General features: G+C 61.5%; 18 protein-coding genes. 4 read left to right on the forward strand and 14 right to left on the reverse strand.

Features of this window, described 5'->3' with window-relative positions; genetic code table 11:
• Window positions 1-56: 56 nt before the first annotated feature.
• On the forward strand, window positions 57-716 hold the full coding sequence (locus tag M0D69_RS05505) for a glutathione S-transferase family protein (RefSeq protein WP_301781063.1): 660 nt from the start codon (window positions 57-59) through the stop codon (window positions 714-716).
• 19 nt (window positions 717-735) lie between these two features.
• Here the strand turns inward: M0D69_RS05505 and M0D69_RS05510 are convergent, their stop codons facing one another.
• From M0D69_RS05510 to M0D69_RS05550, 9 genes are all read right to left on the reverse strand, one after another.
• Window positions 736-981: a hypothetical protein gene (locus M0D69_RS05510; RefSeq protein WP_301781064.1), complete on the reverse strand. Its 246-nt coding sequence runs from the start codon at window positions 979-981 to the stop codon at window positions 736-738.
• A 119-nt stretch (window positions 982-1,100) separates the two neighbouring features.
• The gene (locus M0D69_RS05515) at window positions 1,101-1,331 is read right to left on the reverse strand and encodes a hypothetical protein (RefSeq protein ID WP_301781065.1); all 231 of its coding nucleotides are present in this window, start codon (window positions 1,329-1,331) and stop codon (window positions 1,101-1,103) included.
• Between the two features lie 115 nt (window positions 1,332-1,446).
• Window positions 1,447-2,358, reverse strand: coding sequence for a carbohydrate kinase (locus M0D69_RS05520; RefSeq protein WP_301781066.1), 912 nt, complete (start codon window positions 2,356-2,358; stop codon window positions 1,447-1,449).
• A gap of 12 nt (window positions 2,359-2,370) precedes the next feature.
• A complete protein-coding gene (locus M0D69_RS05525; protein WP_301781067.1) occupies window positions 2,371-3,639 on the reverse strand; it encodes an AGE family epimerase/isomerase in 1,269 nt (422 codons plus the stop codon).
• Entirely contained in the window at window positions 3,636-4,661 is a 1,026-nt protein-coding gene (locus M0D69_RS05530) for a LacI family DNA-binding transcriptional regulator (protein ID WP_301781068.1), read from the reverse strand. Before M0D69_RS05530 ends, M0D69_RS05525 begins: the two co-directional genes overlap by 4 nt.
• 246 nt (window positions 4,662-4,907) lie before the next feature.
• Window positions 4,908-5,513 (reverse strand): class I SAM-dependent methyltransferase, encoded by a 606-nt coding sequence (locus M0D69_RS05535; RefSeq protein WP_301781069.1) that lies wholly within the window; start codon window positions 5,511-5,513, stop codon window positions 4,908-4,910.
• The gene (locus M0D69_RS05540; protein WP_301781070.1) at window positions 5,510-6,292 is read right to left on the reverse strand and encodes a PIG-L deacetylase family protein; all 783 of its coding nucleotides are present in this window, start codon (window positions 6,290-6,292) and stop codon (window positions 5,510-5,512) included. Before M0D69_RS05540 ends, M0D69_RS05535 begins: the two co-directional genes overlap by 4 nt.
• Complete coding sequence (locus M0D69_RS05545) at window positions 6,280-7,317, reverse strand: acyl-CoA dehydrogenase (protein ID WP_301781071.1); 1,038 nt, start codon at window positions 7,315-7,317, stop codon at window positions 6,280-6,282. Before M0D69_RS05545 ends, M0D69_RS05540 begins: the two co-directional genes overlap by 13 nt.
• Window positions 7,318-7,638: 321 nt before the next feature.
• Window positions 7,639-8,658: a bile acid:sodium symporter family protein gene (locus M0D69_RS05550; RefSeq protein ID WP_301781072.1), complete on the reverse strand. Its 1,020-nt coding sequence runs from the start codon at window positions 8,656-8,658 to the stop codon at window positions 7,639-7,641.
• A 507-nt stretch (window positions 8,659-9,165) separates the two neighbouring features.
• Between M0D69_RS05550 and M0D69_RS05555 the strand changes: the two genes are divergently transcribed.
• Window positions 9,166-9,588, forward strand: a complete 423-nt coding sequence (locus tag M0D69_RS05555) for a hypothetical protein (protein WP_301781073.1) — start codon at window positions 9,166-9,168, stop codon at window positions 9,586-9,588.
• 50 nt (window positions 9,589-9,638) lie between these two features.
• Here the strand turns inward: M0D69_RS05555 and M0D69_RS05560 are convergent, their stop codons facing one another.
• Complete coding sequence (locus M0D69_RS05560; RefSeq protein ID WP_301781074.1) at window positions 9,639-9,821, reverse strand: hypothetical protein; 183 nt, start codon at window positions 9,819-9,821, stop codon at window positions 9,639-9,641.
• Between the two features lie 435 nt (window positions 9,822-10,256).
• Here M0D69_RS05560 and M0D69_RS05565 point away from each other — a divergent pair, with 435 nt between their 5' ends.
• A complete protein-coding gene (locus tag M0D69_RS05565) occupies window positions 10,257-11,279 on the forward strand; it encodes a porin (RefSeq protein WP_301781192.1) in 1,023 nt (340 codons plus the stop codon).
• Window positions 11,280-11,384: 105 nt separating this feature from the next.
• Here the strand turns inward: M0D69_RS05565 and M0D69_RS05570 are convergent, their stop codons facing one another.
• Window positions 11,385-12,356: a nitronate monooxygenase family protein gene (locus M0D69_RS05570; RefSeq protein ID WP_301781075.1), complete on the reverse strand. Its 972-nt coding sequence runs from the start codon at window positions 12,354-12,356 to the stop codon at window positions 11,385-11,387.
• Window positions 12,357-12,627: 271 nt separating this feature from the next.
• Between M0D69_RS05570 and M0D69_RS05575 the strand changes: the two genes are divergently transcribed.
• Entirely contained in the window at window positions 12,628-13,521 is an 894-nt protein-coding gene (locus M0D69_RS05575; RefSeq protein ID WP_301781076.1) for an alpha/beta fold hydrolase, read from the forward strand.
• Window positions 13,522-13,717: 196 nt separating this feature from the next.
• On the opposite strand, the gene M0D69_RS05580 is transcribed toward M0D69_RS05575, so the two are convergent.
• The 3 genes from M0D69_RS05580 to M0D69_RS05590 are packed head-to-tail and all read right to left on the reverse strand — an operon-like array spanning window position 13,718 to window position 15,362.
• Complete coding sequence (locus M0D69_RS05580; protein WP_301781077.1) at window positions 13,718-14,626, reverse strand: MBL fold metallo-hydrolase; 909 nt, start codon at window positions 14,624-14,626, stop codon at window positions 13,718-13,720.
• The gene (locus M0D69_RS05585; RefSeq protein WP_301781078.1) at window positions 14,623-14,853 is read right to left on the reverse strand and encodes a DUF1289 domain-containing protein; all 231 of its coding nucleotides are present in this window, start codon (window positions 14,851-14,853) and stop codon (window positions 14,623-14,625) included. The genes M0D69_RS05580 and M0D69_RS05585 overlap by 4 nt, the downstream gene beginning before the upstream one ends.
• The gene (locus tag M0D69_RS05590; protein WP_301781079.1) at window positions 14,853-15,362 is read right to left on the reverse strand and encodes a YbaK/EbsC family protein; all 510 of its coding nucleotides are present in this window, start codon (window positions 15,360-15,362) and stop codon (window positions 14,853-14,855) included. The genes M0D69_RS05585 and M0D69_RS05590 overlap by 1 nt, the downstream gene beginning before the upstream one ends.
• Window positions 15,363-15,368 lie beyond the last annotated feature (6 nt).

A 15,368-nucleotide genomic window follows, 5' to 3' on the forward strand; every position in this document is an offset into this window, starting at 1 on the left:
CGGGTAATCTGAACGTCTCCTGATAACGCAGCGCCACGAAAAAGGACAATCCGCCCATGAAGCTCTACTACTGGCCGAAGACGCGCGCGTTTCGCGCGCTGTGGATGCTCGAGGAACTGCGCGTGCCGTATGAGTTTGCCTACGTGAACATTCGAGCGGGCGAACAAAACGCTCCGACGTTTTGCGCCGTGAACCCGATGTCGAAATTGCCCGCGCTCGATGACGACGGCGTGTGCGTCGCGGAATCGGGCGCGGTGCTGCTCTATCTCGCCGATAAATACCCGCAAGCCGGCCTTGGCGTTGCCTCGGACGATCCGTTGCGCGGCCGTTTCCTCCAATGGATGTTCTTCACGGGCGCCTGTCTCGAACCGGCTATGGCCGAACGGATGACGGGCGCACCGGGTAACAGCGTGAGCTTCGGCTGGGGCGATCTGGGCCGGGTGGAAAAGGCGATCGAATCGGCACTTATTGACGGCCCGTGGCTGCTGGGCGAACGCTTTACCGCCGCCGATATCCTCGTCTCGAGCACGCTGCAAATTGCCTATATGGCGAAGCTGATCGAGCCGGGCGGTGTGCTCTCGGATTATGTCGCGCGCGCCACCTCACGCGAGGCGCACGAACGCGCGGTATCGATCGATAAACAGGAGGCGCAGAAAGTGCCGTCAGCCGCCTCGCAGCAGCAGACGGGCTCCGGTTCGGTGAGTTCGAAGTCCTGACGTTCTTTGCTTCTTTTGCTCAGGGGAACGTCTTAGGCTTGGGAATGCCCGCACCGGCTTCTATGTCCGCAACCGCTTGCACATGCGCGGCGTCGACGGCGTCGGTGGGACTCGACAAACCGTTATCGCCGCCGACCGTTTTCCACGGCTGCACGGCTTTGTCGTGGTGGCGGATTTCGTATTCGGCGTCCCAGCGCGCCCCTTGCAGTTCGAGGGGCCGTACGTGGATGGAGTAGACGCCGTAGAGGAAGAGTTGTTCCGGCATGGTGGTTCTCCCGTTACTGCTGGTACTTCTCGTACTTCTCGTACTTCTCGTACTTCTGTTGCTCCTGCTACTCCCGTTCAAACGAAAACGGCGGCGCGGAATTCCCGCGTCGCCGTTTTTTATAGTTCGAGTTCGCCGAGGATCCGGTGCGCGAGCGCGCGGGCTTCTTCGAGCGCCTCTTCTTCGGATAGCGATGTGGCAGCGACGTCGTATAACTTTGGCTCTGAGTCCTCGCCGTCTTCGCCGTCGTCCCGCACCAGCGTGACGACGCCTCGAAACTGGCCGCGGTCTATGGCGTGGGCGCCGATCGTCGCGGTGTAGATGCCTTTCGTGTAGATCGTGTCTTCCATGATGCACCTCCGGCAAAGGTTGAAATGATCCTAGCACGCGTATTTATCGCGCGTATGACCGTCTCTTATTTAACCGGCGGGCACAGGCCTCGAGTCTTAAGCTCAGGCTTCAAGCTCAGGCCAGTAAATCTTCTACCTCTTCCAGCGAAGGCGAATGCGCACCCGACATCCGGCACGCCGCCGCGCCTGCCGCCAGCGCGAAACGCAGGTGCTCGGGCCAGCCGCCGGCGCGTGCCATCAAGCTGTACAGCAAACCGCCGATGGACGCATCGCCGGCGCCGACCGTATCGGCGACGTCGACTTTCGGCGGCCTCGCCTGCCAGCTTTCGTTTCCGGCGTGCAGCGTGGCTTCGGCCGAACCTCGCGTGACGAGCACGGTGGCCAGCGGGTTCATCGCGCGAATTTCGGCGATGGCGTCGGCTTCATTCGGTATTGAAGGGAAGAGCTTTTGCAGATCTTCGTCGGAGACTTTGATCAGGTCGGCGAGCGCTGCCATCTTGCGCAAGGTCGGCTCGTAACCGTGCTCCATCAGGTTCCGGTAGTTCGGGTCGAAGCTGATCTTCACGCCGTGTTCGCGCAGTTGCGCGGCGAGGCGGGCGAGCGTGTCGCCGAGCGGCTGGCGGACCAGGCTGATGCAGCCGAAGTGCGCCCATTTGACCGCGTCCATCCAGCCGGACGGCAGATGGGTGGGATCGAAGGCGAGATCCGCGCCGTTTTCACCCATGAAGTAATAAGTCGGCGGTTGCGTCTTGTGGACGATCGCCAGCAGCGGTGGCCGCTCGACGCGCTGCATGAAACGCATGTCGAGGCCCGCCGCGACGCTCGCGTCCCAGAGTTCATCGGAGAAATTGTCCGTGCCGAGCGAACCGGCGGATGCCGTCGGCAGCCCGAGACGCGCAACGGCGCGTGCGACGTTCCAGCCAGCGCCGCCTGGCCGCGACAGCCAGTCCGACGGCCCAGTGCGGATCAGGTCGGTGAGAATGTCGCCGGCCGAGACGAATTGCGGGAAGTTTGAATTGGAGGTCATCGTGCTCACCGTTTAGCTTGTCTCTTTCGCCGTCTCGCGGTTTTCTTGGGGCGCGTTTGCGGCGCCTATTGCGTTGAGCACTTCGTAGCACGCGCCCATCGTGTGGTAATCGGTCTTGCCGGCCGGACTTTTTTCGTCGCCGTACTTGCGGTTGTCGCAGGTCAGGATGCGGAACCACGCGCCATGTTCGTGATCGACGAAATGCTTCCAGCTGTAACGCCAGAGCTCGTCGTAGCAATCCCAGAATCGCTCCAGGCCGGTCCGCTTGCCGAGCAGCGCGGCGGTGGCGAAGCTCTCCGCCTGCACCCAGAAATATTTGTCGTGGTCGCAGATCGAGTCGTCGGGGCCGAAGCCGTAATACAGGCCGCCGTGCTGCTCGTCCCACGCGCGATTGAAACCTGCATCGAATAGCTCGATGGCGCGGGGCGCCAGCCACGGCAAGGCGCGATGCCGCTCCAGGATCAGCAGCAGCTTCGCCCATTCGGTCTGATGGCCGGGCTGGAAACCCCATGGACGAAAAATGTTGGAACTGTCGGATTCGTTGTAATGCCAGTCGATCGACCAATCGGCGTGGTAATGCTCCCAGACCAGGCCGTTGCTCAGCCGCGCCTGGCGCAACGTGATGTTGCCGGCGATTTTTTCCGCGCGATCCAGGTAAAGCACGTGGCCGGTCGCCTCGTACGCGGCGAGCAGCGCTTCGGTGGCGTGCATGTTGGCGTTCTGCCCCCGATACGACGACAACTGCCAGTCGGGCGTGGCTTCATCGGCGTACAGACCGGCGCCCGCGTCCCAGAAATGCTTGTCCATCAACTGGAAGGTTTCATCGATCAAGGGTTTGGCTTCATCGATACCCGCCATCGCCGCGTGCGCGCATGCGAGCAGAACGAACGCGTGGCCGTAGCAATGCCGCGTGCCGTCGAGCGTGCGTTTCGTGCCGTCGCGCCATTCGATTTCCCAGTCGTAGCCTTCATTCACCGCGTCCCAATGCGCGTTGCGCAGGAACGCAAACGCGTGCCGGGCGTTATCCTGATGCTGCTGGCCGCCGAAGTGGCGAAAGGCCATCGCGTGATTGAAGACGAAGCGCGTGCTGCTGACGAGATGGCGCGTGGTGCGGTCGTAGACCGTGCTGTCGTCCTTGAAAAAATGGAAAAAACCGCCCGAATCGTCGCGGGCGGTTCGCGCGTAGAACGCGAGGGTGTGACCAACGTGATCGAGGAGGAAGTCGCGGTTGCGAAAGTCCGGTTCTGCCGGACTCGCCACGTTCAGAGCGGTTGAGTTCATACCGGTGTCTGTGTCCGTGTTATGGCCGAGCTCGCGCGAGAAATCAGGCGCACGGGCACAAGCGTGTCGGTGGTGTTCGCGTTGTCCTGATTCTGGGCGGTTTCCAGCAGCAATTCCACGCCGCGCCGTCCGAGCGCTTCTTTGTCGACCGTGACCGTGGTGAGCGGAGGCGTGCTTTGCGCGGCGGCGGGAATGTCGTCGAAACCGACGAACGCGATGTCTTCCGGCACCCGCAAACCGTGCGCGAGACAGACGCGCATGGCAGCGAGGGCCGCAGCATCGTTATAGGCGAAAACGGCGTCCGGCATCGGTGCAGATTGCGCGCGCGCTTGGGCGATCAGGCGTTCCATGGCGTCGGCGGCGGCAAGGTCGGCGTCGATAGCCGGCTGCGTGGTGACTTCCAGCGTCGGATTGAAGAGCAATCCCGCTTCGAAATACGCCAGCCGATAACCCATTGCCCGCTGCGAGATGCTGTAGTGCGCCAGCGATCCGCCGATGAACGCAATCCGCTTGCGTCCGAGTGCAAACAGATGCTGCATGGCGAGCGCGGCGCCGCGGGCGTTATCGACGTTGACAGAACGGAATCCCGGCGCGCGCAAATCGATCAGTACGACCGGCCGGTTCATGGAGCGCAGATGAGCGAGCAGCTCCGGCTCGATAAACCCGGCTACCGCCACGGCGTCCGGCGCGTGAAGCCGCATTTGCTGGGCGAGATCGTGAGTCGGGCCGGCCGTCAGTACCGACGGCACCAGCCTCCGCTCGCGGCACGCTTCCTCGAAGCCGTGCAGCACGTGCGAAAAGAACGGGCTGACCGCGAAGTTATTGTGCTGGCGATGCAACAGGAAGGTGACGCGCCGGATGCGGGTGCGAAGCTGGGCCGCATCGTAGCCAAGTTCCCGCGCCGCTTCCACCACGCGTTCCCGCGTTGCCTCCGACAAGCCCGGCTGGTTTTTCAGCGCCCGCGATACCGTGCCAATTGACACACTGGCTGCGCGCGCGACATCACGAATGGTTGTGGCCATCGGGTTTTTCGTCTCCGCATTGCCTGGATTTTTGGTTATCGGCGCTGCCTGCGTTGCAGGCACGTTGCGTGTTTACTAGCGCTATAGGGTTCGCACGAATGCGGCGATTGTATAGTAAAACAGGGCAACGATTTCCGAGAAAAACCTAGAGAAAACCCGTAAACGGTCTATGCATAAGGCTTTCAATTGTCTTCATTGTTTAGTAAATGGATCGGGCCACTTCGACTAAACACGCAATGACATACATTAACGCGCTTCTCGCTGATGTACAGACGCTCCATTCGATGACCACGCGTCAAGCACCATGTCATCGTCCTGATACTGAGACAGCAGCGGTAGCGCGAGTTTTGCGCGAAGCTCACCGTGCACATGATCGCCGGAATGCGGCCACCCTGCGATCGGCCGCCGCCAATGGCAGGCGATCAGCGTTCCGCCCTTTGCGAGCGAAACCGTCAGTCTCGCGATCAACCCGGCCAGTTGCCGTTCATTCAGGTAATACGCTACCTCGCTGACGACGATCAGGTCGAACTCGCCGTCCGGCCAGTCGTCAGGCATGACACGTTGCTCGACTCGAACGTGCTGAAGATGCACGACCCGCTGGCGCGCAAGCTCGACCGCCGCCGGATTCAAATCCGCCGCGAGAAGCGTATCGCATCGAGGCGCGAGTTCCGCCGTCAACTCACCGTTCGCGCAACCGGGTTCATACGCGCGGCGGTAATGCTCGTCGGGAAGGGTGGCCAGCGTCAGCGCGCGCTTGCGTCGCTCGTACCAGCGCTCGCGAAGCAGCCACGGGTCATTGCTGCTTTGATAGAGACCAGCGAAATAGTCCTGCGCGTCCGATCCCGGCGTCATATGAGTACGACCTCGTACGGTCGCGTAAGACGTTCGAGCACGTGCTCAGGCAGGATCGCCGCGCGGCCCATCGAATTATCGGCTTCGATCTGGCTGCGGAACGCCTGCACCGCGTGAAGCTTGCGGGCAAGCGTGGCCGCGTCCAGCACGATGCGCCGGGCACGGCTCCAGGGCACGCGTGAATCCTCGGGCGTCGCCCAGTGCCAGGTCCACACGGGGACCTCGACGAACGGCAGGTCGAGCGCACCGGCCACGGCCGTCATGGCACGGCCAACCGACTCGTGATCGGGATGGCCGTCGAAACGCCAGGTTCCGAACGCAATGTCACCGGGTTCCAGATGCGCTTTTAGCGCTTCGGTCAGTTCCGACTCGAACGTTTCGCCACCGCCATCAGGGAGGTGCAGCCGGACCAGCGCGACGTGCCTCACGCGCAGACGTTGCAGCGCGTCGCGTGTTTCTTGCGGGCGGGTCGCGGCGAGACGCGCTGTTGGCCACTCCGGCGAATCGGGGTGGCTCGCGGTGCCGTCGGTCACAGCGATGATCAGCACCTTGCGGCCCAGATCGGACAATTGCGCCAGCAGACCGCCGGTGCCGAGGATCTCGTCATCCGGGTGCGGCGAGACAATAACGGCGCGTGCCCCGGGCGGCACGAGGGTCGCCGGATCGACTTCGGGCAAGCTCGACAGCCGCCCGGAGTGTTGCCAGGCAGCTTCCAGCGTGCCGAGCGCCTTGATAGCGCGGTCGTTTGGCGCGTGGGCGTGAATTGCTACAGGTTCCATGTGCCGCATTCCTCGTTGACGATTCGTTCAGCAAGCGCGGCTTCATCGCGTTCGGCGTGACTCTGCCGGATAAAGACGGGTAGATCGGCCATCAGGCTGGCGAAATGGCGGTCGCGGCAAAGCGGTCCGGCGCCGAGCGCACGGCCGGCTCGTGCGATGACATCAACCGCCGCCCGTTCCGCCGCGAGGCGGACGCGAAAGGCGTCCGGCATTGGGTCGGCGTGCGGCTCGCGGTCGATCCGGTCAGCGGCTTCGCGCAACAGGCTGGCTGCGCCGGAGAGCGCGGTGTCGATGGCGCCGAGATGCGCCAGCTTGTGCGGATCGGCACGACGCGCGGCATCCCGTTTGACGAATTCGCCGATCGCCGCCGCCGCGCCAAACCAGCACGCTGCAATACCGCCGCCCCCGTGCCAGAAGCCGGCGCGTTCCAGATAAGCACGTGGTGCGCCGATGAGCGTGGCTTTGGCGTGATGGAAATGGACGTCCACACTCGCGCTCGCCGACATGCCGACAGCCATCCAGCCTTCACGCGTAATGTGCACACCGGGCTGATGGAGATCGACAGCGGCGAGAACTGGCTCGTCCCGCTCATTCCAGGCTGTGACGAGCGCGTGGGTCACCGACGCCGCTCCCGAACACCACGCCTTCGTGCCGTGGAGGGCGATATCCGCGGGCGCGGCTTTCGCAATGAGGCGCGCCGTGGGCGGTTCCGCAGCCCAAACGCCCCAAGCCTGACCGCTTGCCGGGACATATCCCTCGCCTATTTCAGCCATGATCGCGAGGGCGTCCGTGTGGCCTTCGAACAGCTTGACCAGCGGCAGATCGCACGAAGCGAGCGCTGCGAGCACTCGCCAGCGCTCGAGGGTCGCGCCCTGACCGGGAAGCGGCAGACGATCGAATCCAGCGTCTATCAGGGCGTGGAGCGCGCGGGCGGTATCGGCGTCCGAGCCGCGTTCGATGCGGAGTTCACGCAAAAACGGATCCAGCGTGGACACACTCGCGATTCCGGCGGTCAGTCTTTGCATGGTGATTCCCAAGCGCGGGTGTGGATGAAGTCCGGCATGTGGCGTCCAGATGCTTGCTGCTTTCAACAGCGTGTGAACACAAGTGTGGCAAGTCACATGCCCGATCACCAGTCCGCCAAACGGTATAGGGGTGCTGACGGATTGCAACGGGTTTGCCGGCTCGCGGCATCAAGTCATAGGCCTTCTGGCCGAATCGACAGAACGTCCGGACAAGTTCCAAATAGCAAAAAAGCCGCACAGGGCGGCTTCATGCTTTGGTTCGCGGAGGCGCTCATGCAACGTGTTTTCACACCATTGCCAGTTTCGGCACGGGACCGGCGCTTATTGTCCGACTTGTACGCCGGCGCCTTCTGGCTGTGGGGCTTGCTCACCGGAGGTGTCGCGAGCGCCCCAGCGTTGCGCGAGCACCGCGCACGTCATCAACTGGATCTGGTGAAAAAGCATCAACGGCAGCACAACCGCGCCCACCGTATGCGAGGCAAAAATCACCTTCGCCATTGGAATGCCCGACGCGAGGCTTTTCTTCGATCCGCAAAAAATGATCGTGATCTGATCAGCGCGATTGAAGCCCAGCCGCTTGCTGGCAAACGCTGTCAACCCCAGCGCGAGCGCAAGCAGCACCACGTTCACCACGACCAGCCCGCCGAGCGTTTGCAGGGAAATCGTGTGCCAGATGCCTTCATTCACTGCTTCGCTGAACGCGACGTACACCACCAGCAGGATGGAACCTTGATCGACGAAACGCAGAATCCCACGATTCTTCTCGATCCATTTGCTGATCACCGGGCGCAGCAATTGCCCGGCAATAAACGGCACGAGCAGTTGCAACACAATATTGCCGACCGTGTGCCACGCCGAACCCGCGTGGCCGGTGCTGTCCGTCACTACAAGTCCGACCAGCGCGGGCGTAATGAAGATGCCGAGCAGGCTCGACGCCGAGGCGGCGCAGACCGCCGCCGGGACATTCCCTTTGGCGATGGAAGTGAACGCGATGGACGATTGCACGGTGGAGGGCAGCGTGCAAAGAAACAGGATGCCCATGTACAGCGCGGGCGTGACGAGAGGCGTGAGAACGGGTTTCAGCGCCAGGCCGAGCAATGGAAACAGCGCAAAGGTACTGAGCAGCACGACGATGTGCAGGCGCCAGTGCGTCATGCCTGACACGATCGCTTCACGCGAGAGCTTCGCGCCGTGCAGGAAAAACAACAGCCCGACCGCTATGTTCGTCAACCAGTTGAAGCCGACCGCTGCCGCGCCGCGGCACGGCAGCAGGCTGGCAAGGATCACCGTGCCTACGAGTGCGAGAGTGAAGTTGTCGGGGAGAAACTTGGGGCGGGTCATCGGCGTTTCGCATATTCGTGAAAGTGCATGACGACTTCCGGCGATCACATTGTGCGCCTGCAAAAAAAGGTGCACGGAAACGCGCGAAAAGCGTCGCAACCTGCTATTTGACCGGATAGCAATTCAAGATGCAAATTCATTTAAGTGATTTATTAATGCGTCTAATGCATGAATTGGCACGATTGTGGGCTCGGCAGGACTATCTGCAAACCATCGGCCAGTAACCGGAATCAAGGATATTTGATAAGAAGGAAGCGTCGCGCGCCATCCCGAAAAGAGCCCAAAAAACGTGAAGTAACATGGTGTTACAACCGTCAGGAAGACCTAACACTTTTTGGCTCGACTCCAGTCGTGCAGCACAATAAATTGAGTGGTAGACCGGTTGGCAGGGCGCGTTGTCGTTGTGAGGCGCGGACCTGATGTTCCGACAATGACCGGTCGGCGATGCTGACGGATCTCACCTTCCGCCTACACGCTCAAACTAGTCGGGCAATTCGCAGTATCGACATGTTGCTCACCCGATTTCGACTGATCGCTCGCTTGATCTTTGCCGCCGCTGCCGGTCTGGTTGCGGCGTCGACGTTGTGCGGCTCGCTGGCGTTCGCCGGCGGGAACAACGGTGCGATGTTCAACCGCAGCGCGGGCCAAGGGCAATGGCAGGCGGCGAACCGGCATGCAATGCGAGTCGATGACGTCGAGCGTGGCGCCCAGCCGTTCCGTTATCAACGTGTGGCGGCAGGCTCTGGCCTGACGCCGATCAGCGCGGAAGTGCGTGGCGGACCGCGCGCCGAGCAGGGCGCGCAGTTGCGCACCGGCGGATCGATCCGTGCCGATATCGCGCGTTATAACGAAGAGCGCAGCACCCCGCGTCCGTCGGGTCGCCAGGTCGACGATCCTCGCTCGCCCGCCAATTCCCCTTACCGGAATTAGTCGCGGGCGCAAGGAGTCACGGACTCACATACGCGAATCAAGCGTCCGTATTAAATGCGCGAAACGCGCAATCCCCGCCAATCTCCCAAAACACCGCGTAGCTGGCGCAATGACCGCTCGCGCGACTCGAACTCGCTTTCGAGTGCAAAACAAAAAACAATTCCTGCGTCTACGGAAAGCGTCGCAATGACGTAATCCCACCACAGTTTCAACGCGAGAATCTCGTCTTCCATTCCTCTCAAAATTAGCGGGCATTAACAATGCGTTCTGCCTGCGTTTCTTATCGCGTTCTTATTGTTGTCTGAATGCAGATTGCCCGGCTGCACCGTGGCATATAGCATCGCGGTCCATCGACTGGCAAGCTGGGCATCCGTTCAAGCGCTTTCCATATCGCGCGGCAGCACGCGCCATAAAAGTCCGATACGTGCAATGTATTCAAATCGCTATAGACGGCATAAGCAAAGTTATTTTTGTCCAGAAAAATGATCCGTAAAGATGGTCCCGCCCTAAGCCGTGCACACGCATAGCGGACATCGATAAGAACAGTCCGAAGGCGAAGCAATGCCACCGCCAAATACCCGTTTAACGTTAATACGACAGGAGAATCCATGAAGCCACCCGTGAACCGCGCGTTTAAAGCCGCGGCCAAGGCTACCGTTACTGCCGGCATGTTCGGCTTGCTTGCCGCCAGTTCCGCCCACGCGCAATCGAGCGTCCAGCTATACGGACAAGTCGACGAATGGGTGGGCGCCACGAAATTCCCGGGCAGCGCCACAGCCTGGAACGTGGGCGGCGGCGGTATGTCGACGTCTTACTGGGGCTTGAAAGGCAGCGAAGATCTCGGTGGCGGCTATAAGGCGATCTTCACGCTCGAAAGCTTCTTTCGTGCGCAGAACGGTAACTTCGGCCGCTTCCAGGGCGATACGTTTTTTGCGCGCAACTCGTATGTCGGTATCCAGTCGCCGTACGGTACGGTCACTGCTGGCCGCCTGACCACGCAGCTCTTTGTATCGACGATCCTGTTCAACCCGTTCATCGATTCGTACACCTTCTCGCCGATGGTGTATCACGTGTTCCTCGGCCAGAGCACGTTCCCGACGTACACGACGGACCAGGGCGTAGTCGGCGATTCGGGTTGGAACAATTCCGTCCAGTACACAACGCCCGATTTCAGCGGCTTGTCGGGTAGCGCGATGTACAGCTTTGGCAACCAGGCCGGCCAGAACGGCTCGAAGAAATACAGTGCGCAATTCCTGTATTTCCACGGCCCGTTTGCGGCAACCGGCGTTTATCAGTATGTGAATTTCAGCGCAACGCCGGGTGACTTGACGTCCTTCGTGGCGGGTTACAAGAGCCAAAGCGTGGCCCAGTTCGGCGCGTCGTACGACATGAAATACGTCAAGTTCTTCGCGCAGTACATGTACACGAAGAACGATATCGATCCGGGTACGTTCCACGTGAACACGGGGCAAGGCGGCGTGACGGTACCTCTGGGCGTGGGTTCGGTGATGGCGTCGTATGCGTATTCGCGCAGCAACGGCGGCCTCGACCAGACGCACAAGAGCTGGGCTGTCGGCTACGACTATCCGCTGTCGAAGCGCACGGACGTCTATGCTGCGTACCTGAACGACAAGTACACGAGCATGTCGAGCGGCAATACGTACGGTGTGGGCATTCGCACGAAGTTCTAAGCGCGGGCGGCGAGCGCTATGCGCTTGCTCCCGGCAATACAAAAACGCCGCCTGAATCAATCAGGCGGCGTTTTTGTTATCAAGTGCGGGAGCGTATCCAACGCGCTATCGCGCGATACCAATACCCAGCCGGGCTTTCGCGTCGTCGTATTCCTGCTTGAGCCGCGTTACCAGTTCCGCCACCGTCGGTACGTCGTCCATCAGGCCGACGCCTTGTCCCGCGCCCCAGATTTCCTTCCACGCTTTGGCCTTGATCGCGGCGTCGCCGAAATTCATCGCGCCTTTGTCCGATGCAGGCAGCGCGTCCGGATCAAGTCCGGCGTTGAGAATGCTCTGACGAATATAGTTGCCGTGCACGCCGGTAAAGAGGTTCGTATAGATGATGTCCGCGGCTTTCGAACCGACGATCGCGGTCTTGTACTCTTCCAGCGCATGCGCCTCGCGCGTGGCGATAAAGCGCGTGCCGATATACGCGAAATCCGCGCCCATGGCTTGCGCGGCGAGAATGGAGCCGCCATTCGCGATCGCACCGGACAGCGCGATCGGGCCGTCGAAGATGCGCCGCACTTCGCCCACGAGCGCGAACGGCGACGTCATGCCCGCGTGTCCGCCCGCACCGGCCGCGACCAGGATCAGGCCGTCGACCCCTGCTTCCAGCGCCTTTTCCGCGTGCCGCAAGTTGATCACGTCGTGCAGCACGATGCCGCCGTAGCTGTGCACGGCGTCGATCATCTCCTTGACCGGCGCCCGCAGGCTCGTGATGAAAATAGGCACACGATGCTCGACGCACACGCGCACATCCGCTTCAAGCCGCGCGTTCGAGTGATGCACGATCTGGTTCACCGCGACCGGACCGACCGGTGCGCCCGGATTAGCCGCCTTATGCGCCTCGATTCCCTCGCCGATTTGCGTGAGCCATTCGTCCAGCAGCTCGGCCGGCCGGGCGTTCAGCGCAGGAAACGAGCCGACGATGCCCGCCTTGCACTGCGCGAGCACGAGATCGGGATAGCTGACGATGAACATCGGCGAGGCGATGACCGGTAGCGCGAGGTGTTGCAGAGCGGCGGGAAGTGCCATGACTCGAGTCTCCTGATTGAGTGTGAAGCCGGCGATACCCGCGCGTCCATCTGATGTGGGACTTCGCGGCGATTTCGGTCGGACTTGCGAAGCTAAACGCATGCGCCCAAGGCATGCGAACGACCGTTCGATTATAGGCGAATCTTTCGATGCGCGATCGCCGGGCGCATTGGAAGAAGTCTTCAGCTTCTACGAAAGCGCCTACCGGCAGGCAGTTTAGTATCGTTGGGGACGCCTACAATGCTTTTCCAGCCATACGGACATTCACGCCATGTCGTTCGAAGACTACGAGCCGTTCACCGTCGACGCCGCGGGCGTCGAACTCTTCGGCATGAAGGGCGGCAACGGGCCGCCGCTTTTGCTGCTTCACGGTCACCCGCAGACGCACGAGATCTGGCATCGGCTGGCCGATGTTCTGGCTCAGCATTTCACCGTGATCGCGACCGATTTGCGCGGTTACGGCGCGTCGGCGAAACCAGTCAGCGACGCGCAGCACACACCTTATTCGAAACGCGCCATGGCCGCCGATCAGGTCGCGGTCATGCGGCACTTCGGCTTCGAGCGTTTCATGGTTTGCGCGCACGATCGCGGCGCGCGCGTGGCGCACCGGATGGCGCTGGATTTCCCGCAGGTCATCGACCGCCTGATGCTGCTCGACATAGCGCCGACGCTCGCCATGTACGACGCCACTGATCGCGCCTTTGCCACTGCCTATTTCCACTGGTTCTTCCTGATCCAGCCCGAGCCCTTGCCCGAATTGCTGATCGGCGCGCACCCGGATGCGTATATCGAGCGGGTGATGGGCAGTCGCCACGCGGGGCTCACGCCGTTCGCGCAGCATGCGTTGCAGGCATATCGCGATGCGCTGCGCCAGCCCGGCGCGGTGCATGCGATGTGCGAGGATTATCGGGCGTCGGCGACGATCGATCTCGAGCATGATCGCGCGGATATTGAGTGCGGCAACAGGATTGCGTGTCCGCTGCGGGTGTTGTGGGGGCAGGAAGGTGTGATCGAGCAGTGCTTCGAGCCGCTGGACGAATGGCGCCGTGTGGCACGCGATGTCAGTGGCCGTTCGTTGCCTTCGGGCCACTATATTCCGGAAGAAGTACCCGACGAATTGCTCGCGGAAATCCTCGCGTTTTTCGAGGCGAGCGAGGAGGCGTAAGGGTCCTGCACGCCCGCGTCATGGCCCGTTCAACTCGTTGTTATTAGTCTGTAGGGAAAGCACCGATGCATCTCAAAAACAGGCGCGCTACGATGCAAACGGCGCTGATCACGTCAACAAAATTCCGCCGCTTGGTCTACAAGCGGCTTTCTTTTGGCCGTTTCAAGTATCGCGCCTGAGCATTCAGGCGATCCGTTCAGGCAATCTTCACCGTCTCGCCTCGCACCTTCAGTGCGCCGCTTGCCGCCAGTTCGGCAAGATACTTGCGCACCAATCCCCGACGATCATCGGAGAGCATGTTGGCGGCCGCGCGCATCAACCGGGCTTCGTCGATCAGCAGCAACAGTTCGTCGATCTGCATCGAGCGCAATTCCATCAGCTTGAACACGATCAGCACCTTCAGCGCGTTCTTCGCGTTGCGTGCGGGATCGGCGCTCAGATAATCGATTCGCGACCAAGCGATATCCAACGCCTTCGAAACATCCGTGAACGGTGCGCCGTGGCCGGGAATCACCGCTCGCACGTCCAGCGTGGCGATCACATCCAACACCGCGCGCTGTTCCGCGAAACCGCTGTCACCTTCCAGTTCGGGAAAGATCACGCCGAAGCCGTTTTCCCACAGCGCATCGGCGCTGATCAGCACGCGTTCTTCGGCGCAGTACAGCATCAGCGAATGCGGGTCGTGGCCGGGCGCGCCGAGCACTGACCAGTCGAGGCCACCAAGCCGGAGCGTCGCGCCCGGCGCAATCGTGTCGGTGAAAGTGAAACGCTCGCAGCTTTGCCCGCTTCCGCGGAACGTGAGTCGGTCTTCGTCCCAGTCGCGCACGGCGTCCGCTTCGGTCTCTGGAATCAGCGTCTCGCACGCGAAGTTCGCCTGCAGCAACGCATTGCCGCCGCAATGGTCCGAATGCAGATGCGTGTTCACGATCAGATCAAGCGTGCGGTTGCCACCAATCGCATTGCGCACGAGCGCAAGGGTTTGCGGTGCGTGTGCCGCGTAGCCGGAGTCGACCAAAGCGGTGCGTGTGTCATCGATGAAAAGCACGTTATTCGACGACAGCCAGCCGCGTTCGAACACTCGCATGGACGCCCGGAACGTGATCATGCGTTTGGCTCATTCGGCATCGTGGCGGAGAAGCGCTCGCCAATACGCACCACGCGCGGCCCTTTTTTTCGCGCTTCCGCTTGCTTCAGTACCGCCGCTTTTCGCGTGTCATCGAAAGACGACCAGCCCGCAATTTCATCGATTGTGCGAAAACAACCGTCGCAAAGCCCCGTCGATGGATTCATCCTGCATACATCGATACACGGCGACGCTACGGCCTCAGTCATCACGCAGTCTCGCGCAACGCCACATCGGCGATCGGCGCGCCGGTCAGCGCGACCAGTTCCTGCGGCGTCAGATTGAACACCGCGTGCGGATGGCCGGCGGCGGCCCAGAGACTATCGAGTGCGAGCAAGTCTTCATCGATCAGCGTCAGCGGCGGCGTGGCATGACCAATCGGGCACACGCCGCCGATTGCATAGCCGGTTTTTTCACGGACAAACTTGGCATCGGCGCGGGCGAGTTCACCCACACGTTCAGCCACTTTCTTCTCATCCACACGATTTACACCGCTCGCAATCACGAGCACCGGCGCGTCGTCTTTCCTGCGGCGAAACAGAATGGATTTGGCGATTTGCGCGACCGAGCAGCCGAGGCCGGCCGCCGCTTCAGCCGATGTCTTGCCGGTTTCCGCCAGCATCACGATGGGCTTCGTGTGTCCGCGCTCCTGCAGCAGGAGCGCCACGCGGCGGGCGGAGTCGGGCAGGGCGTCGAGTGTTTCGTTCATCGTATTCATAGTGAA

Source organism: Caballeronia sp. SEWSISQ10-4 2, assembly GCF_030464885.1.
Classification (GTDB): Bacteria; Pseudomonadota; Gammaproteobacteria; order Burkholderiales; family Burkholderiaceae; genus Caballeronia.

Coding starts and splice junctions, on each gene's coding strand:
- M0D69_RS05505 (WP_301781063.1), top strand. CDS start 57: ATGAAGCTCTACTACTGGCCGAAGACGCGCGCGTTTCGCGCGCTGTGG.
- M0D69_RS05510 (WP_301781064.1), bottom strand. CDS start 981: ATGCCGGAACAACTCTTCCTCTACGGCGTCTACTCCATCCACGTACGG.
- M0D69_RS05515 (WP_301781065.1), bottom strand. CDS start 1,331: ATGGAAGACACGATCTACACGAAAGGCATCTACACCGCGACGATCGGC.
- M0D69_RS05520 (WP_301781066.1), bottom strand. CDS start 2,358: ATGACCTCCAATTCAAACTTCCCGCAATTCGTCTCGGCCGGCGACATT.
- M0D69_RS05525 (WP_301781067.1), bottom strand. CDS start 3,639: ATGAACTCAACCGCTCTGAACGTGGCGAGTCCGGCAGAACCGGACTTT.
- M0D69_RS05530 (WP_301781068.1), bottom strand. CDS start 4,661: ATGGCCACAACCATTCGTGATGTCGCGCGCGCAGCCAGTGTGTCAATT.
- M0D69_RS05535 (WP_301781069.1), bottom strand. CDS start 5,513: ATGACGCCGGGATCGGACGCGCAGGACTATTTCGCTGGTCTCTATCAA.
- M0D69_RS05540 (WP_301781070.1), bottom strand. CDS start 6,292: ATGGAACCTGTAGCAATTCACGCCCACGCGCCAAACGACCGCGCTATC.
- M0D69_RS05545 (WP_301781071.1), bottom strand. CDS start 7,317: ATGCAAAGACTGACCGCCGGAATCGCGAGTGTGTCCACGCTGGATCCG.
- M0D69_RS05550 (WP_301781072.1), bottom strand. CDS start 8,658: ATGACCCGCCCCAAGTTTCTCCCCGACAACTTCACTCTCGCACTCGTA.
- M0D69_RS05555 (WP_301781073.1), top strand. CDS start 9,166: ATGTTGCTCACCCGATTTCGACTGATCGCTCGCTTGATCTTTGCCGCC.
- M0D69_RS05560 (WP_301781074.1), bottom strand. CDS start 9,821: ATGGAAGACGAGATTCTCGCGTTGAAACTGTGGTGGGATTACGTCATT.
- M0D69_RS05565 (WP_301781192.1), top strand. CDS start 10,257: ATGTTCGGCTTGCTTGCCGCCAGTTCCGCCCACGCGCAATCGAGCGTC.
- M0D69_RS05570 (WP_301781075.1), bottom strand. CDS start 12,356: ATGGCACTTCCCGCCGCTCTGCAACACCTCGCGCTACCGGTCATCGCC.
- M0D69_RS05575 (WP_301781076.1), top strand. CDS start 12,628: ATGTCGTTCGAAGACTACGAGCCGTTCACCGTCGACGCCGCGGGCGTC.
- M0D69_RS05580 (WP_301781077.1), bottom strand. CDS start 14,626: ATGATCACGTTCCGGGCGTCCATGCGAGTGTTCGAACGCGGCTGGCTG.
- M0D69_RS05585 (WP_301781078.1), bottom strand. CDS start 14,853: ATGACTGAGGCCGTAGCGTCGCCGTGTATCGATGTATGCAGGATGAAT.
- M0D69_RS05590 (WP_301781079.1), bottom strand. CDS start 15,362: ATGAATACGATGAACGAAACACTCGACGCCCTGCCCGACTCCGCCCGC.